The sequence below is a fragment of the Acinetobacter seifertii genome, from assembly GCF_016064815.1.
In the GTDB taxonomy this organism is placed as follows: domain Bacteria; phylum Pseudomonadota; class Gammaproteobacteria; order Pseudomonadales; family Moraxellaceae; genus Acinetobacter; species Acinetobacter seifertii.
Genome location: NZ_CP065820.1, coordinates 3,310,587 through 3,327,945 on the forward strand (window position 1 = coordinate 3,310,587; position 17,359 = coordinate 3,327,945).

A 17,359-nucleotide genomic window follows, 5' to 3' on the forward strand; every position below is an offset into this window, starting at 1 on the left:
GAATTACACTCCTAAAGCCACTGAAACAGGCTCAGCTAACGATACTGTTGGTGCTAAACCAACTGGGTAACCGATATAACCTGTAGGTAAGTATTCAATTACTTGTACAGGCAAGCTCACTGTAGTTTCGCCTGCTTTAACTGTAATACGTTGGCCTTCTTGCAAATTCAAACGCGTTGCATCTTGCTCACCAACTGCAAACATAGCTTCTGGAATACGAGTTTCCATTGCAGGTGTTTTAATCGTGAATTCACCAGAACCAAAGATGTGGTGCATTGGTACAAGACGGAAGCTTTCAGGGTTTGCAACTACAGCACTTGGAGCAACATAACTACGTGCTGGACGTTTTGCTAAACGATCGAATAAACGAATGCCCGAATCACCACCTTTTAAGTGACCGCCCACTTCATCTTGGTATTTGTTCCAAGATTGTGGAGAGTTCCAACCCGGAGCCCACGCAAATGGTACAAGTGAAGATGCATTTTGTGGACCAACATAACCTTCCATAGAGAATGTTAATGCTGAGTCTGGATCTGTTGGCTGTTTAGGTTCATGAACCGATAAAGGTGCACGAATTGCTGTACGACCAGAATAACGACGTGGTTCTCGCGCAATTTTCAAACCATGTACACGGTAGCCTGCATCTGGTGCAACGTCTTGAATTGCTTCAAGCACAGGAACATTTTTAACGATAGTTTCGATCACGTCATCAAGCAATGTCCAATCAACTGGCTTACCTTTAAGACCAGTTTCAATGGCATGCAACCAACGCCAAGATTCTTTAATCGCGTATTCAGGCTTGTAGTAGCTTGGATCGTAAACTTGGTAGAAGCGCTGTGCACGGCCTTCTTGGCTTACAACAGTACCATCACCTTCAGCAAAGCTTGATGCTGAAAGTACAATATCCGCCTGTTTCACAGTTTCTGTTTCGCTGTGATCAAGCACGATTACTGTTTCAGCTTTATCAAGTGCTGCTTTAACTTGAGCAGCCGGTAAGCGACGGAACAAGTCATTTTCAACAATCACAAGTGTGTCGTAGTCTTGAGCAAATGCTTGTTCAAGGCTTAAACCGCCAAACAATGCCAAGCCCATAGAATTCACTTCAGGAACAACAAGGCTTAAACCAGCTTTTGAACCAAGGTTTTGCGTTAACTCTGCCGCAGCTTCCATAATTGAAGCATCTTGCAAGCTCGTACCCGCAATAATTAACGGTTTGTTTGCTGCTTTTAAAGTGTCGGCAATAGTTTGTGCAAATGCTTTTGCATCGTCATCTAAACCACTTACAACTTCACCTTTAACTGCTGCAGCAACTGCAAAGCCTAAACGCGCGATGTCGTTTGGAGATGCAACCACTTCACCAGTCGCAACATCAGCAAGACGAGTTTGAGTTGCAGCCAAGATATAGATCGGAGACTTCGCTTCCTGACCAATACGTTGTACAGGCTCAGCTAACCAATCTGGTGTACGTGTTTTTGCAGCCATTTCGCGAGCTTTGTTTTTCGCAGCTTGACGAACTGACAATGCCATACGAGGTGCTGTTTGAGTTAAATCTTCACCCAAAATTAATACTGCATCATAGCCTTCAATTTCACGCATGTTCGGGTTGTAAATACCCTCTGTTTGCATGATTGAAGCTGCAAGCTCAACAAGATTTTGCTCTTTTTGTGCAACACCTGTTGAATAGTTTGCCTGACCTACAAGTTCACGTAATGCGTAGTTTGATTCTAAACTTGCACGTGGTGAACCAATACCTAAAACTTTCTTACCTTCAAGTTTCGCAATTGCCTGATCTAAAGCTTGGTCAACTGAAACAGTTGCTACTGTTTCACCATTGCGGAATTGAGGTTGACGCGGACGATCTGCACGGTTGACATAACCTGTGCCAAAACGACCTTTGTCACAAAGGAAGTATTGGTTAACCGAACCATTGAAGCGGTTTTCTACACGACGGATTTCGCCATAACGCTCACCCGGGGAAATATTACAACCTGAAGAACAGCCATGACACACGCTTGGTGCATATTGCATATCCCATTTACGGTTATAGCGCTCTGAATGAGTCTTATCGGTAAATACACCTGTTGGACATACTTCAGTCAAGTTACCAGAGAATTCAGACTCTAAAGTACCTGACTCTGGACGACCAAAGTAAACACGTGACGCATTCGCATATACACCAAAGTCCGTACCGCCAGCATAGTCTTTGTAGTAACGAACACAACGATAACAAGCAATACAACGGTTCATTTCATGCGCGATGAACGAGCCGAGTTCTTGGTTATAGTGCGTACGTTTTGTAAAACGATAACGACGACGGTCATGACCTGTCATTACAGTCATATCTTGTAAATGACAGTGACCACCCTCTTCACATACTGGACAATCGTGTGGGTGATTCGTCATTAAGAATTCAACAATAGACGCACGGAAATCCGTAGCTTCTTTGTCTTCAATCGAGATATAGGTATTGTCAGATGCTGGCGTCATGCATGACATCACAAGACGTCCGCGCGTATCTTCAGGATTTGCATACTGAGTTACGGCACATTGACGGCAAGAACCAACCGAACCTAAGGATGGATGCCAACAAAAATATGGGATGTCGATGCCCAGACTCAAACATGCTTGTAGCAAGTTTTCCGAGCCGTTGACTTCATACGATTTTCCATCGACATGAATTGTAGCCATAGTCGAATTCCTTAAGCTTGTTCTACGTTGCTGGTTTGCACGACAGGACGATTCGTCACTTTCGCTTCAAACTCACCACGGAAATGTTTGAGTGCGCCCATAAGCGGCTCCATCGCACCTGGTGCGTGGGCACAGAAAGTTTTACCAATCCACAATTTACGAGTTAACTCTTGTAAATGATCGATATCTTCTTTCTTACCTTCACCTGTCTCAAGTGCTTTAAGCGCTTTAACAGCCCATGGCAAACCATCACGGCATGGTGTACAGAAACCGCATGATTCGCGCGCAAAGAACTCTTCTAAGTTACGAGTGAGCGATACCATACATTGAGTTTCATCTACCACCATCAACAAACATGTTCCCAAACGAGAACCTGCTTTCATAATAGTGTCTGCATCCATTGGTAAATCAATGGTATCTGCAGGTAAAAAGTCAGTAGACGCACCACCTGGTAGCCATGCTTTAAGCTTTAAGCCTTCACGCATACCACCAGCATGATCTTCAATTACTTCACGAGCAGTCGTACCAAATGGAAGTTCCCAAAGACCAGGGAATTTAACTTTACCTGACGCACCATAAATCTTAGTGCCTGGATCTTTTGATTTACCAGCTGATAAACCGATATACCACTCTGGACCACGAAGCATGATTGCTGGCAAGTTGTTATAAGTTTCAACGTTGTTCACAATCGTAGGACGACCCCATGCACCAGCAACTTGCGGGAATGGTGGTTTAGTACGTGGGTTAGCACGGCGGCCTTCAAGTGAGTTAATCAATGCAGTTTCCTCACCGCAGATATAACGACCTGCGCCTGTATGCACGTGTAACTCGAAGTTCCAGCCAGAACCTAAAATGTTGTCACCTAAGTAACCTTTAGCGCGAATTTGCTCAAGCGCTTCATTTAGGTATTGTGCAGCCTCGATGTATTCGCCACGAATGAAGATATAACCTTGAGTTGCTTCTAAGGTATAACCTGCAATCAACATACCTTCGATCAATTGGTGAGGAAGTTTTTCCATCAACAAACGGTCTTTAAAGGTACCTGGTTCCATCTCATCGGCGTTACAGATTAAGTAACGTGGGCCACCATCATTTGGTGCCATAAGAGACCATTTGATCCCTGCTGGGAAGCCTGCACCACCACGACCCTTTACAGTTGCAGCTTTAATGACATCTAACACTTCAGCAGGTTTCATACCTAATGCTTTTTTAAAGCCTGCATAACCTTCAAGTGCTTCGTAATCGTCAGCGCTACGTACTGCTTCTTGTTTGCTTAAACGCCAAGTCAGTGGATGAGTTTCCGGATTACCGTCGCCATAAATTGGTTTTGGTTCGGTATTCATACATACTTCTCCAATAACTGTTTGATTGATGTCACTTCCACTAAACCGTGAGTATCTTCATCAATCATTAACGTTGGGCCTTTGTCACAGTTGCCTAGACAGCAAATTGGTAGCAGTGTAAAACGACCATCTGGTGTCGTCTGACCATACTGAATACCTAATTCACGCTGGAATGCTTCAGCAAGTGTTTCAGCACCCATTAAGAAGCAAGCAATTGAGTCACAAAGCAAAATTACGTGACGACCTACCGGATGGCGATAGATACGGTTGTAAAATGTTGCAACACCTTCCAAATCAGCAACACTCATCGACAACAACTGTGCGATGGCATTCATTTGAGCGTCATCTACCCAACCATTACGGCGCTGTACGCACTTCAAAGCATCCAAAGAGGCTGCACGTGGGTACGGATAGTGACCAATGTGATGTTCGATGTCGTGAATTTCTTCCGCAGTCAAAATTCCTTCAACATTCACACGTGGTTTTTTATCAGTCAAAATCATCATTATGTGTTACCTCTTAGCGATCCACGTCAGCCATAACCACGTCAATGGTCGCCAGATAAATGATTAAGTCAGATACTAAACTTCCGTTAATCACTGAAGGCATTTGCTGTAAGTGAGTAAACGTCGGTGTACGAATACGAGTACGATAACTCATGGTCGCTTTATCTGAAGTCAAGTAATAAGTACTTGCACCTTTCACAACTTCTGTCATGAATGATGATTCACCAGCAGGCATAACAGGACCCCATGACACGCTTAAGAAGTGCGTAATCAAGGTTTCAATGTCTTGTAATGTCTTATCTTTTGGTGGTGGCACAGCCAATGGGTGATCCGCTTTATATGGACCAGAAGGCATGTTATCCAAACACTGTTTGATAATTTTGAGTGACTCAGTAATTTCACGGAAGTGAACAAGTACACGAGCGTATGCATCGCCTTCATACTCAACTGGCACATCAAAATCAAAGTTTTCATAGCCACTGTATGGACGATATTTACGTACGTCGAAATCAATACCTGTTGCACGTAAACCAGTACCAGTTACACCCCACGCAAGCGCAGATTTTGCATCGTATTGAGCAACATTACGTGTACGACCAATAAACACAGAGTTTTTAAGTGCAGCTGTGTAGTATTCGTTCAAACGTTTAGGCATCCACTCTAGCAACTCTTTAACAAGTTTTTGCCAGTTGTTTGGAAGGTCGTGTGCTGTACCACCAATACGGAACCATGCTGGGTGCATACGGTAACCCGTGATTGCCTCAACAATGTCGTAAACTTTTTGACGGTCTGCGAACATATAGAATACTGGTGTCATACCACCGGCATCCTGAATTGCCGTACCACAGAATAATAAGTGGTTATTAATACGGAACAATTCGTTCAACATGACACGAATCACTTGCGCACGTTCAGGAACTTTAATACCTGCCATTTGCTCTACAGCCATGACATACGGCATGTTTTGAGCACAACCACCTAAGTAGTCAACACGGTCAGTATAAGGAATGAAAGAATGCCATGTTTGACGTTCAGCCATCTTTTCCACACCACGGTGGTGATAACCGATATCAGGTACACAGTCCTTCACTTCTTCGCCATCTAACTGCAATACAACACGGAACGCACCGTGCGCAGATGGATGGTTAGGACCCAAGTTCAAGAACATGAAGTCTTCGTCAGCGTTACCACGCTTAAGACCCCAATCTTCAGGTACAAAGCGTAAGTGTTCCTGTTCGAAATCTTGCTTCGCTTTGTCTTGCATGTACGGCGTATATTCTGTCGCACGTGCTGAATATTCTTTACGAAGCGGGTGACCTTCCCAATAAGTTGGCAACAAAATACGACGGAGCATTGGATGCCCTTCGAAATTGATACCGAACATATCGTAAGCTTCACGTTCATACCAGTTGGCATTTGGCCAGATATTTGTCGCTGTCGGGAGGTTAAGATCATTTTCGTTCAAGGCAACCTTGATACGAATGTCACTATTACGCTCAAGCGATAATAAATGATAGAACACAGTGAAGTCAGATGCTGGTAAACCATCACGATGTTGACGTAAACGCTCATCCATCGCTGATAAGTCAAACAGCATTACATAAGGACGTTCCACTTTACGCAGGAACATGAGGACTTCTTGCACGCGTGCGCGCTCAACCCAGACTGTTGGAAACTCTTCAAAAGTCGCCTGCACATAGAAGTTCTCACCAAATTTGGTTTTGAGCTCTTCTACGATTGCAAATGCTGGGCGTGAATCAACTGGTGTTGACTCTGGCATAGCAATGTCAGTTTCAGCCATTGGCTTGGCTTCCTATTTAATACAAATTCTGTCAATTTTCTCGATGAACATATCGGTTAGACATGTCAAAACACCGTCAAAAATTATTTAATCTCATCCATAGAGCGTAAGTTTTTAACGGCAATACGCTGCGCATTCTTACGATCACGTTCTGGCATCATCTTTGGCTTATACACTGGCTGAAGATCATCACCAATCACGGCAGAAAGCGGGCGTCGCTCTAATTGAATCTGGTCTTGCAAAAGCATTAATGCTTGAATTAATGCTTCAGGACGAGGTGGACAACCTGGGACGTACACGTCAACAGGAATAATTTTGTCTACACCTTGTACTACTGAATAGATGTCGTACATACCTCCAGAGTTTGCACAAGCACCCATTGAAATAACCCACTTAGGTTCTAACATTTGTTCGTACAAACGTTGAATAACCGGAGCCATTTTGACAAAACAGGTACCTGCAACAATCATCAAGTCAGCCTGACGAGGTGAAGCACGAATAACCTCTGCACCGAAACGGGACAAGTCATGCACGCCTGTTAAAGTCGTTGCATATTCAACGTAACAACATGAGGTACCAAAGTTAAATGGCCACAAAGAGTTTTTACGTCCCCAGTTTACTGCTGTATGCAAGACATCCTCTAAACGAGTCATGAATACATTCTTATTCACTTCCTCTTCAAGCGGATCAGTCACAATTTGACGTTCTTGCAATGGGTATTGATCAGCATCCGGATTCGCGCGGGTCAGAGTATATTTCATCCCGACTTACTCCTTTTCAGATGACAATGCAGGTGTAGTTTTTGACTTAACACGACCTGATGATTGGGCTGGAATCTGGCCTGTAGGGTCAGTTACGAGCTCTTCAATAGAGTTAAAGCGTGTAATTTCAGCAATATTCATTGTTGGTGAACCAACTTTGATCTTTTCACCTGCTGATTTACGACGATCTGCTGGTGACCAACTTAAGGCACCTACAGAGAAGGCATAAACAAGCGCAATCAATAGATCAACGACAAAGATCACAACAGTGGTATATCCCAACCACCCTACTTCACGCACAGAAGTAGACCATGCATAGAGGTAAAGTGCCTCTAAGTCGAATACAACAAAGAAAATTGCAACTAAATAGAACTTTGCAGACAGGCGAATGCGAGCGCCACCAGCACTCACGACACCTGATTCAAACTGCTCTTGCTTAGCACGTCCCCACGATTTTCCCCCGAGGAGTAAGGGAACTGTGAGCATAAAGACGCAAAGAAATGTAACGCCGATCACGAAGGCGATAATCGCCCAGTCGTATGGAGTAATGGCACTCATGCGGGGATAACTCCTGGCAGGCCTATTATTTAACAAAGAATGTATGTATTGGCCTTTGAATACACCAAACACAAAATTAATCCCGCCAATTGTACCTGATTTCTAATTTCGCATGCTAGTTGAAGCGTCTTAGTCTTTTGGATGATTTTCTAATCAAAAGTATTCATCTATGTCTTGTAGAGGGGGTTTCACCGTTCATAATCGGTTTATTTGATAGTTTTTATGCTTGTGATGATTTTTTTCATTTTTTGATTTTTAATATTATTTGAACAATCGTTCATTTGGTCAAATTAAACAACTTACTTTTTTATAATATTAAGCGGTTTTTTATTGTATTCATCTTCTGCTCTGAATTATGATGAATGTTTAATCATGCATAATATTTATTACTCTTGGATAAGGGTATTTATCATTAAGGGCAGCTGATGCCATACTCACTTCGTGAACTTTCATTTTCTTCCTTCCTGAAATTTTTCATTCTATTTACGATCATTATTTCGATATGCTGCTTTATTGGAATTGCATCTCGGCCCCTTAGTTTTCTGGCTTTTTTCTGGCCGGCCAATTCAGTTTTATTAGGATTACTGGTTCGCTATCCTCAAACACGTAAACTCGGTACTTTTCTTGGCGCATATACTGGATATGTTATTGCCGACCTTATTCAAGGCACACCATTTTTACTGACTATTATCCTAACAACATCTAACTATATTTATGTTGTTACCTCTTTAGTGCTGTATCTATGTTTAAGTCAACACATTAGATCTGCTCATCGTGGTTATTCTTACCTTTTTTTATTCGGGTTATGTGGCATAGGCAGTTTAGTTGGCGCTTTATTTGCCGCGACTTTTGTGCCCATGTTTAATACCAAGTTTATGCTTGGCAGCTTTTGGGCTGAGTTTGGTTACTGGATGACATCAGAACTACAAAATGCCCTACTCTTACTTCCTATACTGCTCAATATCCCTGCTTACTCCCAAATAAAACGTTATTTTAATGGTCATCGGGAGCATATAAGCATTATCGACTTATTGCCTTTTTTAGCTGTATTAATTTCAATTACAGTAAGTTATTACGACTCTGGGCCAGGTTCTTTACTCTATCCAATCGCAGCTTTAGTTTGGTGTGCTATACGCTACAAACCTATTGTAGTCGCCCTAATTACCTCATTTACCAGTGCTTATATTATTTACCATGTCTCTGGTCATTATTTATTACTTTATCCAGAAGATTACCTGAGCAATACCATTTCAATTCGTATTGGATTAATTATGATGACGCTTGCGCCACTGACTGTTTCTAGTATTAGTGCACTTCATTCTGAGTTAATTCAAAAACTTCAACATGCTATTGCCCATGATGAGCTCACATCTAGTTTAACTCGACGCCAATTTTTACAATCAGTTCGTATACTTCAAGAAAAAGTTCAAAAGGAAAATAAAACATCTGCTTTTTTTATGCTAGATGTCGATCATTTTAAGAAGGTAAATGATAGTTATGGCCACTTAATTGGAGATAGAGCCTTACAAACCTGTGTAACCACTATACAAAATATTTTGCACCCTCATGATTTACTAGGACGTTTTGGTGGCGAAGAGTTCGCAATTTTTATTCCTGATACTAATAAAGAAGCCGCTTTTGAACTCGCTGAAAGAATACGTACCAAGATTAGTCAGCAACCAATTTATGTTTATGGGAAATTACCTATTTTTGTACAGGTCAGTATTGGTATAAGTCTATATTCACCAAATCACCATCGGTCTATTGAAAGCCTATTTAAAGAAGCCGATGACGCACTCTATCAAGCTAAACGCCAAGGACGTAATCGGGTTTTTATTTCTTTGTAATATTTTAAAGTCATCATCTAGTGTAATGAATTTTATACAATAACTTCTGTTTTTGCCATGTATGCTAATAACAGATAATAAGGAGAAAAATGTATGAATCTAGAATATACGCATAAACCAGACTATTACTTGTTCGCGCAATTACTCGTGCGACATATAGAAAGCTATATTCAAAAACATCCAGATGCAGATAATGCCATTTTTGACTTGAGAGATGTCTATGAAATTTTTAGACAAGATTTCGCATCAACCACGACAAACCTAGAAGGCATTTTACATATTGCGGATTCATATAAAGTTGAAACTTTGAATGGAGACCAACCTCTTATTCAAAAATATCAAATTGATGCTAAAAATAATTCGCTGTTAATTGACTTTAATACAGATGCTCTCAACAGTCTAAGAAGCGGCAAACCGATTTTAGAGCCTGACGCGACTCAACTATAAATCAGCCAATAAAAAAAGCACCTTATGCAGGTGCTTTTTTATTGGCTTTTAATGGGGGTTGTTTAAATCGATGTGCTGGCCAAGTCATAATAAAACGTGCCCCACCCAAACTTGGGCTTTCATCAACTTTAATTTCACCACCAAACCAGTAAGCAATACGACTTACAATTGAAAGTCCCAGACCATAACCACCAGAGGCACGCGTACGACTGTCATCTAAACGAGCAAAGGCTTCAAATACACGCTTACGATCTTGTTCAGGGATACCCGGCCCATCATCTTCAACACAAACAAAAGCCATGCCATCACTGTGAATACCACCAGTAATACGCACTTTATTATCACAATAACGAACTGCATTGCCAACCAAGTTTTGTACAACACGGTGAAGGTAACGACGCTCTGCATCCACCTTGACATATAAAGGTGGTGGAACGAGCTCAATCTCTTTCTGCGTTTTTAAGGCTTCAGTTTCAACAGCAACCTGATCCAACACTTCAAACAGCACAATTTCTGCAAAATCTAACGAAGGTGTGCCCTGCTCTAATTTTGCATAAGTCATGATTTCATCAATCAAGGTATTGAGTGCTTCAATATCTTTATCAATCATGTCGACCTGATGCATACGATGATTGTAGTCATCTTCTTCGGCCAACATTTCCGTACCAAAGCGTATACGTGCTACTGGCGTTCTCAGTTCATGAGACACGGCACGCATTAACTCACGTTGAGCTTCAATTAAACGCTGAATATGATCAGACATATTGTTATAGCTTGAAGCCAAGTTTGCCATTTCATCACTTCCTTCAATAGGAACACGCAATGACAAATCACCCGATTTCATACGGTTTAATGCATAACGCACTTGTCGAATTTTGCGCTCTAACGGCAAAATCAAACCATAAACACCTAAACTTAATAAGAACAAGCTAAATAAGGTAATACCCGCAGAAAGCTGTAAAGGCATCCAGTTAAACATTGGAACAGGACCTAACACCAAAACTTGCGTAGGATGGTTCGGAATTGGAGAGACAATCGAAATAGTTGTACCGCGTACTGTTGCACTATCTTTGTACAACATCACGCTTTGATCTTGGCGTAAACGTCCAATCTGTTCAGAATCCAGATTTATATCTTGAATGTTTTGAATATTGATTGGATATGAGAAATGTTTTTGAATCTTGGCAAGATACTCTTGTTCCTGACCCGGATAAAACATGAGATAGTCAAGTACAAAAATAGGAAGAGCCTTCATTTGGCGTTCACTAATTTTGTCGACTTTTATAGATAAATAATGCTGCGGGTCGTCACGCAAGCCAATAATTACATAAGCAATGCTATTGCTTGCATCGTAACGAACTACAGATTTTTGTGCCTCGATCCGCTTTTTCTCGGTTCGAGACAATTCAACCTTACTTGCATCGGTATAGTAAATTGGAAGTTCGAGCAAATCAGATGCGTCAGAAATCCAATCTATCTTTTGCTGCTTCCCAGGTTGTCGAGCGACCCCTTCACTAATGACATAAGAAATACCATCAGTTAAAGATTCTCGGTATTCTTGCGCGCGTTGGTAGTTGATAATTTGTACCAGTAAATACCCAAAAACAGCCACCAAAACAACAAGAATTACCAGCCCCGCATATATTCGCAGGAATATACTGTGTTTAAACACTCGACCAACCTTATAGGAAGTTTAATCAGATTTTACAATCCATTGGTTTCTTTAACAAACAAGTAACCTTTACTACGTACAGTTTTAATACGTTTTGGATTTTCAGGATCATCGCCAATTTTTGGACGAATACGCGAAATACGCACATCGATTGAACGGTCTTGACCATCGTATTCGATACCACGTAAACGTTCGAAGATATCTTCGCGCGATAAGATACGACCAGCGTTTGATGCAAGCAACCATAACAGGTCATATTCAGCACTTGTAAAGTCAACAAGTTCACCGTTTAACGTTACAGAGCGGCCGCCATTGTCGATGACAAGGTCGTCAAACTCAATACGTTGTGCAACTTCATCTTCAACAGTTTTATCTGTGCGACGTAATAGTGCACGAATGCGCGCTAACAATACACGTGGCTGAACTGGTTTAGCGACATAATCGTCAGCACCCATTTCCAGACCAAGTACTTGGTCCATGTCTTCAGTACGTGCAGTCAACATTAAAATAGGTTGATGGTAATGTGGACGAACTTCACGACAAACGGTTAAACCATCGGCACCCGGCAACATGACATCCAAGACCACAAGATCTGGTTGTTCACTAATAATACGACGAATTGCACGGTTACCATCAGTTTCCACACCAACTTCCAAGCCGTTGCGGATTAAGTATTCTTGAGTTAATCGTGCTAAACGCTCGTCATCTTCAACGATCAGAATCTTTGGTAACTTTTCTTCTTGGCTCATATCATTGCCCCTATAAATCTCATTACATGCATCTTAAAAATCTTGCAGATACATTCGTTTATCATTTGCAATATACACACGTTTACATTGTAAACAAGTAGGCGTTCACCAAACTGATACATGACAACCATGTTTTGTTGCATTTTATTAATCTTTGAATTTCCAAGTATTTTTAATATCTGTTTATTGTTATTAAAAGTCATAATCTATTCATATTTCCTATGTATGAATATTAAACAAATTATTTCTTGGCGGAGTTTAAATTCATTCAAGTGCTTGTTTTTTGAGTTATCCACAAAGTTATCTATAAGCGTTTTTTAATAGCTTTGCTATGCTATCTTCCGACAAATCATACAGATAAAAAATTACTAAAAAGTCAAGATTGATCTAGCTTAAAAAATCCCGTATCTTGTGTTGAAAATAAACTTTAACTACTAAGTCTTGTGTTTATCCCTCAAATATCGTGGCATGTTTTTTGCTCGGTTCAAACGGTCTATGAACATAACAAAAGTGACAATGGAGCTATGCTGGCATGAGCGTAATTACTTCGACTCCCGGTCAAATTCAGGTGATTAAACGCACTGGAGATGTTGCTGCATTTGATGCAGATAAAATTTCCGTTGCGATTGGTAAAGCTTTTCTTGCTGTGGAAGGTCAACAGAGTTCGGATTCAAGCCGTATTCACGACCGTATTACCCAGTTGACGGAAATGGTTTTAAATACATTTACTCGCCGTTTACCATCGGGCGGTACGATCCACATTGAAGAAATTCAAGATCAAGTAGAACTTGCTTTAATGCGTACTGGGGAACAAAAAGTTGCCCGCGCTTATGTGATTTACCGTGAACAACGCGCTAACGCTCGTCAGCAAACAAACTCAAACCACCACCCTACTTTACAAGTTACTGACGCAAACGGTCAGCTTCAGCCACTTGATTTAAGTGCATTACAAGCTACAGTTTCTAAAGCAGCTGAAGGTTTGGAAGGTATTGACGTTCAAGCGATCGTGGATGAAACCGTTAAAAACTTATATAACGGCGTAAAAGAAAGCGATATTGCTACGACCATGATGATGGCAACACGTACCCGTATTGAACAAGAACCAAACTACACTTACGTAACTGCACGTTTGCTCTGTAATGAATTAGTGGGTACAGGTTTAGCTTTCTTAGGTCTACCAACTGATACTGCTGAAAACAATGCACTCGAAGCATTCTTGAAAAAAGGTGTAGAGCTTGATTTGCTTTCACCTGACTTGCTTGACTTCGACTTAGAAAAATTAGCAGCAGCAATTCAACCAGAACGCTCTAATCAGTTTACCTACTTAGGTTTACAAACTCTATTTGACCGTTACTTCATTCACTCAAACGGCGTTCGCTTCGAATTACCACAATTATTCTTCATGCGTGTGTCAATGGGTCTTGCACTCAATGAGCAAGATAAAGAAGAGCGTGCAATCGAGTTCTATAACTTATTGTCTAGCTTCGACTATATGGCTTCTACGCCTACCCTGTTTAACTCAGGTACATTACGTCCACAGCTTTCAAGTTGTTACTTAACAACGATTGGCGATGACCTTTATGACATTTATGGTGCAATGCGTGATAACGCGATGCTTTCTAAATGGGCTGGCGGTTTAGGTAATGACTGGACACCTGTACGTGCCTTGAACTCTTATATTAAAGGTACAAATGGTAAGTCTCAGGGTGTTGTTCCATTCTTGAAAGTTGCGAACGATACTGCTGTTGCCGTAAACCAAGGTGGTAAGCGTAAAGGTGCTGTATGTGCATACCTAGAAACTTGGCACTTAGACATCGAAGAGTTCTTAGAGCTTCGTAAAAACACTGGTGATGACCGTCGCCGTACACACGACATGAACACTGCGAACTGGGTTCCAGATTTGTTTATGCAACGTGTATTTGAAGATGGTGAATGGACACTCTTTACCCCTTCTGAAACTCCAGACTTGCACGACTTAACTGGTGCTGAATTTGCTGAGCGTTATGCTTACTATGAGTCTGTAGCGAAAGAAACTAACATGCTACACAAGAAAGTACGTGCTAAAGACTTATGGCGCAAAATGCTTTCTATGTTGTTTGAAACTGGTCACCCTTGGATCACGTTCAAAGATGTATGTAACTTACGTTCACCTCAACAACACGTTGGTGTAGTTCACTCATCTAACCTATGTACTGAAATTACCTTGAATACAAATCAAGACGAAATTGCAGTATGTAACTTGGGTTCGATTAACCTTGTACAACACGTTCAAGGTGGTGTGTTAGACCGTGAGAAGTTAGCTCGCACAATCAAAACAGCAGTACGTATGCTCGATAACGTTATCGACATTAACTACTATGCTGTACCTCAAGCGAAAAACTCTAACTTGAAACACCGTCCTGTAGGTATGGGTATCATGGGCTTCCAAGATGCGCTATACGAGATGGGTATTGCTTACGGTTCAGACGCTGCTGTTGATTTTGCAGATGAATCAATGGAAGTGATTAGCTACTACGCGATTGAAACTTCAAGCAACTTGGCTGTTGAACGTGGTTCTTACTCAACATTCAAAGGTTCATTGTGGGATCAAGGTATCCTTCCAATCGACTCTTTAGAAATTGTTGCGAAATCTCGTCCAGAGCGCATGTTCGAAGTTGACCGTACTCAACGTTTAGACTGGGACACTTTACGTGCCAAAGTTCAAAAAGACGGTATGCGTAACTCAAACGTGATGGCAATTGCTCCAACGGCAACCATCTCTAACATTTGTGGTGTTTCTCAGTCTATTGAGCCAACATTCCAAAACTTATATGTGAAATCTAACCTGTCTGGTGAGTTCACTGTTATTAACCCTTACCTTGTTCGTGCCTTGAAAGACCGTGGTCTTTGGGACACAGTAATGGTTAACGACCTTAAACACTTTGAAGGTTCAGTACAAAAAATTGCTCGTATTCCTGAAGAATTAAAAGCAATCTTTGCTACTGCGTTTGAAGTAGATACACGTTGGATCGTTGATGCTGCATCACGTCGTCAAAAATGGATTGATCAAGCTCAGTCACTTAACCTTTACATCTCTGGTGCAAACGGTAAGAAACTTGACATCACATACAAGATGGCATGGTTACGTGGTCTTAAGACGACTTATTACCTCCGAGCTTTAGGTGCGACTTCTGCTGAAAAATCTACAATTAACACAGGTGCTTTAAACGCGGTTAAACCTGCGACTGTTGAAGCAGCTCCAGTTGCTGCCCCTGTTGTAGAAGCGAAGAAACCAGAAGCAGCGGTTGAAGAAGAAGGCTTTACCCAAGCAGCTCCTGTACCAATGGCTTGCTCAATCGACAACCCTGATTGCGAAGCTTGCCAATAACATTCAATAAAATTGCTCTTTTTCACTAAAGAGCAATTTTAAAAGAGGTAAAGATTATGCTTTCTCATCTCAGCCATAATTATATGCTTGGTGTTGGAGTATTAATCTTTGCCTTTATTTTCTTTTATATGCCGATGGTTTACGCATTCATTACGATACGTAAGCAACAGCGTAAGCAAAATAAGTTGTAGTGAGTAGAGACCAAAGGCCCAAAATTTGGTCATACCTTAATAAAACTTAATTTTGTTTACACATTAAAAGCGTATAGTAGGGACATCTTCGTTTAAGAGATGTCAAATATAGATATATACAACGAAGAGAGAACAAAAATGTCTATCCTTAGTTGGGACGATTTTGAAGATGATTCGCAAAAACCGGCTGCACCTGAACACAAGTCTGCGGCCATCCAACCGGAAAAAACGCCAGATTCGCAGAATGTATCTACTGCGCAGCCATCATCGCCGAGCGTGGCAGCTCCACAATCCGCTGGAACCCATTCCGTGCGACCAACAGTTGCCTCCGATACAATGGCTAGAGCCTCTGCAGCCTTAGAACATTTAGACGTTGCTCCTGGCCTTGAAGAGCTAGAAATGGGCGCGCAACGCGTTCAGGTTGACGACAAAGCCATGATTAACTGTCGCGCTGACTTGAACCAGCTTGTTCCATTTAAATACGAATGGGCTTGGCAGAAGTATCTTGACGGGTGTGCAAACCACTGGATGCCACAAGAAGTTAACATGAACCATGACATCGCGCTTTGGAAGTCTGAAAATGGCTTAACCGAAGATGAGCGTACTATTGTTATGCGTTCTTTAGGTTTCTTCTCGACTGCGGACTCTTTGGTTGCAAACAACCTAGTATTGGCGATTTACCGTCACATTACTAACCCTGAATGCCGTCAGTACATCTTGCGTCAAGCGTTTGAAGAAGCAATTCACACTCACGCTTACCAATACTGTATCGAATCTTTAGGTATGGACGAAGGCGAAGTCTTCAACATGTACCGCGAGATTCCATCTGTTGCACGTAAAGCATCTTGGGGTCTTAAGTACACTCAATCTTTAAGTGACCCTACTTTCCACACTGGTACTCCTGAAAACGACCAACGTTTACTTCGTAACTTGATCGCATTCTACTGTGTACTTGAAGGTATCTTCTTCTACTGTGGCTTTACTCAAATTTTGAGTATGGGCCGTCGTAACAAGATGAACGGTGTTGCTGAACAGTTCCAATACATCTTGCGTGATGAGTCTATGCACTTGAACTTTGGTATCGACATGATTAACCAAATCAAGATTGAGAACCCTCACCTTTGGACTGCCGAGTTCCAACAAGAAGTGATTCAAATGATTCTTGAAGGTACTATGCTTGAAATCGAATATGCACGTGACACAATGCCACGTGGTGTATTGGGTATGAACGCAAGCATGATGGAAGAATACTTGAAATTCATCTGTAACCGTCGTTTATCTCAGTTAGGTTTACCAGAGCAATTTGCTGGTGTAACGAATCCATTTGCGTGGATGTCAGAGATGATGGACTTACGTAAAGAGAAGAACTTCTTTGAAACTCGCGTAACTGACTACCAAACTGGTGGTGCGTTAAGCTGGTAAGTTTCGA

At 41.5% G+C, this 17,359-nt stretch carries 14 protein-coding genes; 5 read left to right on the top strand and 9 right to left on the bottom strand.

Features of this window, described 5'->3' with window-relative positions:
* Positions 1 to 3: 3 nt before the first annotated feature.
* The 6 genes from nuoG to ndhC all read right to left on the bottom strand — a co-directional run bounded on the left by nuoG (position 4) and on the right by ndhC (position 7,657).
* Positions 4 to 2,688: an NADH-quinone oxidoreductase subunit NuoG gene (gene nuoG / locus I8T81_RS15250; protein ID WP_198071579.1), complete on the bottom strand. Its 2,685-nt coding sequence runs from the start codon at positions 2,686 to 2,688 to the stop codon at positions 4 to 6.
* A gap of 11 nt (positions 2,689 to 2,699) precedes the next feature.
* The gene (nuoF, locus tag I8T81_RS15255; RefSeq protein WP_004703505.1) at positions 2,700 to 4,031 is read right to left on the bottom strand and encodes an NADH-quinone oxidoreductase subunit NuoF; all 1,332 of its coding nucleotides are present in this window, start codon (positions 4,029 to 4,031) and stop codon (positions 2,700 to 2,702) included.
* Positions 4,028 to 4,537, bottom strand: a complete 510-nt coding sequence (gene nuoE, locus I8T81_RS15260) for an NADH-quinone oxidoreductase subunit NuoE (protein WP_003653477.1) — start codon at positions 4,535 to 4,537, stop codon at positions 4,028 to 4,030. Before nuoE ends, nuoF begins: the two co-directional genes overlap by 4 nt.
* A gap of 13 nt (positions 4,538 to 4,550) precedes the next feature.
* Positions 4,551 to 6,338, bottom strand: coding sequence for an NADH-quinone oxidoreductase subunit C/D (nuoC, locus tag I8T81_RS15265; RefSeq protein WP_004703507.1), 1,788 nt, complete (start codon positions 6,336 to 6,338; stop codon positions 4,551 to 4,553).
* Positions 6,339 to 6,421: 83 nt separating this feature from the next.
* Entirely contained in the window at positions 6,422 to 7,099 is a 678-nt protein-coding gene (locus I8T81_RS15270) for a NuoB/complex I 20 kDa subunit family protein (RefSeq protein WP_002050353.1), read from the bottom strand.
* A gap of 6 nt (positions 7,100 to 7,105) precedes the next feature.
* Positions 7,106 to 7,657 carry an NADH-quinone oxidoreductase subunit A gene (ndhC, locus tag I8T81_RS15275; protein ID WP_004703510.1) on the bottom strand — a complete coding sequence of 184 codons (552 nt, stop codon included), beginning with the start codon at positions 7,655 to 7,657 and terminating at the stop codon, positions 7,106 to 7,108.
* A 425-nt stretch (positions 7,658 to 8,082) separates the two neighbouring features.
* On the opposite strand from ndhC, the gene I8T81_RS15280 reads away from it, so the two are divergent.
* Positions 8,083 to 9,504, top strand: a complete 1,422-nt coding sequence (locus I8T81_RS15280; protein WP_198071580.1) for a GGDEF domain-containing protein — start codon at positions 8,083 to 8,085, stop codon at positions 9,502 to 9,504.
* A gap of 93 nt (positions 9,505 to 9,597) precedes the next feature.
* Entirely contained in the window at positions 9,598 to 9,951 is a 354-nt protein-coding gene (locus I8T81_RS15285; RefSeq protein ID WP_004703515.1) for a hypothetical protein, read from the top strand.
* A gap of 22 nt (positions 9,952 to 9,973) precedes the next feature.
* Here the strand turns inward: I8T81_RS15285 and bfmS are convergent, their stop codons facing one another.
* From bfmS to I8T81_RS15300, 3 genes are read right to left on the bottom strand one after another with little or no spacing between them, the layout of a single operon-like run.
* A complete protein-coding gene (bfmS, locus tag I8T81_RS15290) occupies positions 9,974 to 11,623 on the bottom strand; it encodes a sensor histidine kinase BfmS (RefSeq protein ID WP_019457084.1) in 1,650 nt (549 codons plus the stop codon).
* Positions 11,624 to 11,655: 32 nt separating this feature from the next.
* A complete protein-coding gene (gene bfmR, locus I8T81_RS15295) occupies positions 11,656 to 12,372 on the bottom strand; it encodes a response regulator transcription factor BfmR (RefSeq protein WP_000076440.1) in 717 nt (238 codons plus the stop codon).
* Positions 12,369 to 12,575 (bottom strand): hypothetical protein, encoded by a 207-nt coding sequence (locus I8T81_RS15300; protein ID WP_019457085.1) that lies wholly within the window; start codon positions 12,573 to 12,575, stop codon positions 12,369 to 12,371. Before I8T81_RS15300 ends, bfmR begins: the two co-directional genes overlap by 4 nt.
* A gap of 329 nt (positions 12,576 to 12,904) precedes the next feature.
* On the opposite strand from I8T81_RS15300, the gene I8T81_RS15305 reads away from it, so the two are divergent.
* The 3 genes from I8T81_RS15305 (at position 12,905) to I8T81_RS15315 (ending at position 17,352) form a co-directional block, all read left to right on the top strand.
* On the top strand, positions 12,905 to 15,739 hold the full coding sequence (locus I8T81_RS15305; RefSeq protein ID WP_019457086.1) for a ribonucleoside-diphosphate reductase subunit alpha: 2,835 nt from the start codon (positions 12,905 to 12,907) through the stop codon (positions 15,737 to 15,739).
* A 56-nt stretch (positions 15,740 to 15,795) separates the two neighbouring features.
* On the top strand, positions 15,796 to 15,930 hold the full coding sequence (locus tag I8T81_RS15310; RefSeq protein WP_002120013.1) for a hypothetical protein: 135 nt from the start codon (positions 15,796 to 15,798) through the stop codon (positions 15,928 to 15,930).
* Between the two features lie 138 nt (positions 15,931 to 16,068).
* A complete protein-coding gene (locus tag I8T81_RS15315) occupies positions 16,069 to 17,352 on the top strand; it encodes a ribonucleotide-diphosphate reductase subunit beta (RefSeq protein ID WP_004703550.1) in 1,284 nt (427 codons plus the stop codon).
* The last annotated feature ends 7 nt before the right edge of the window (positions 17,353 to 17,359 follow it).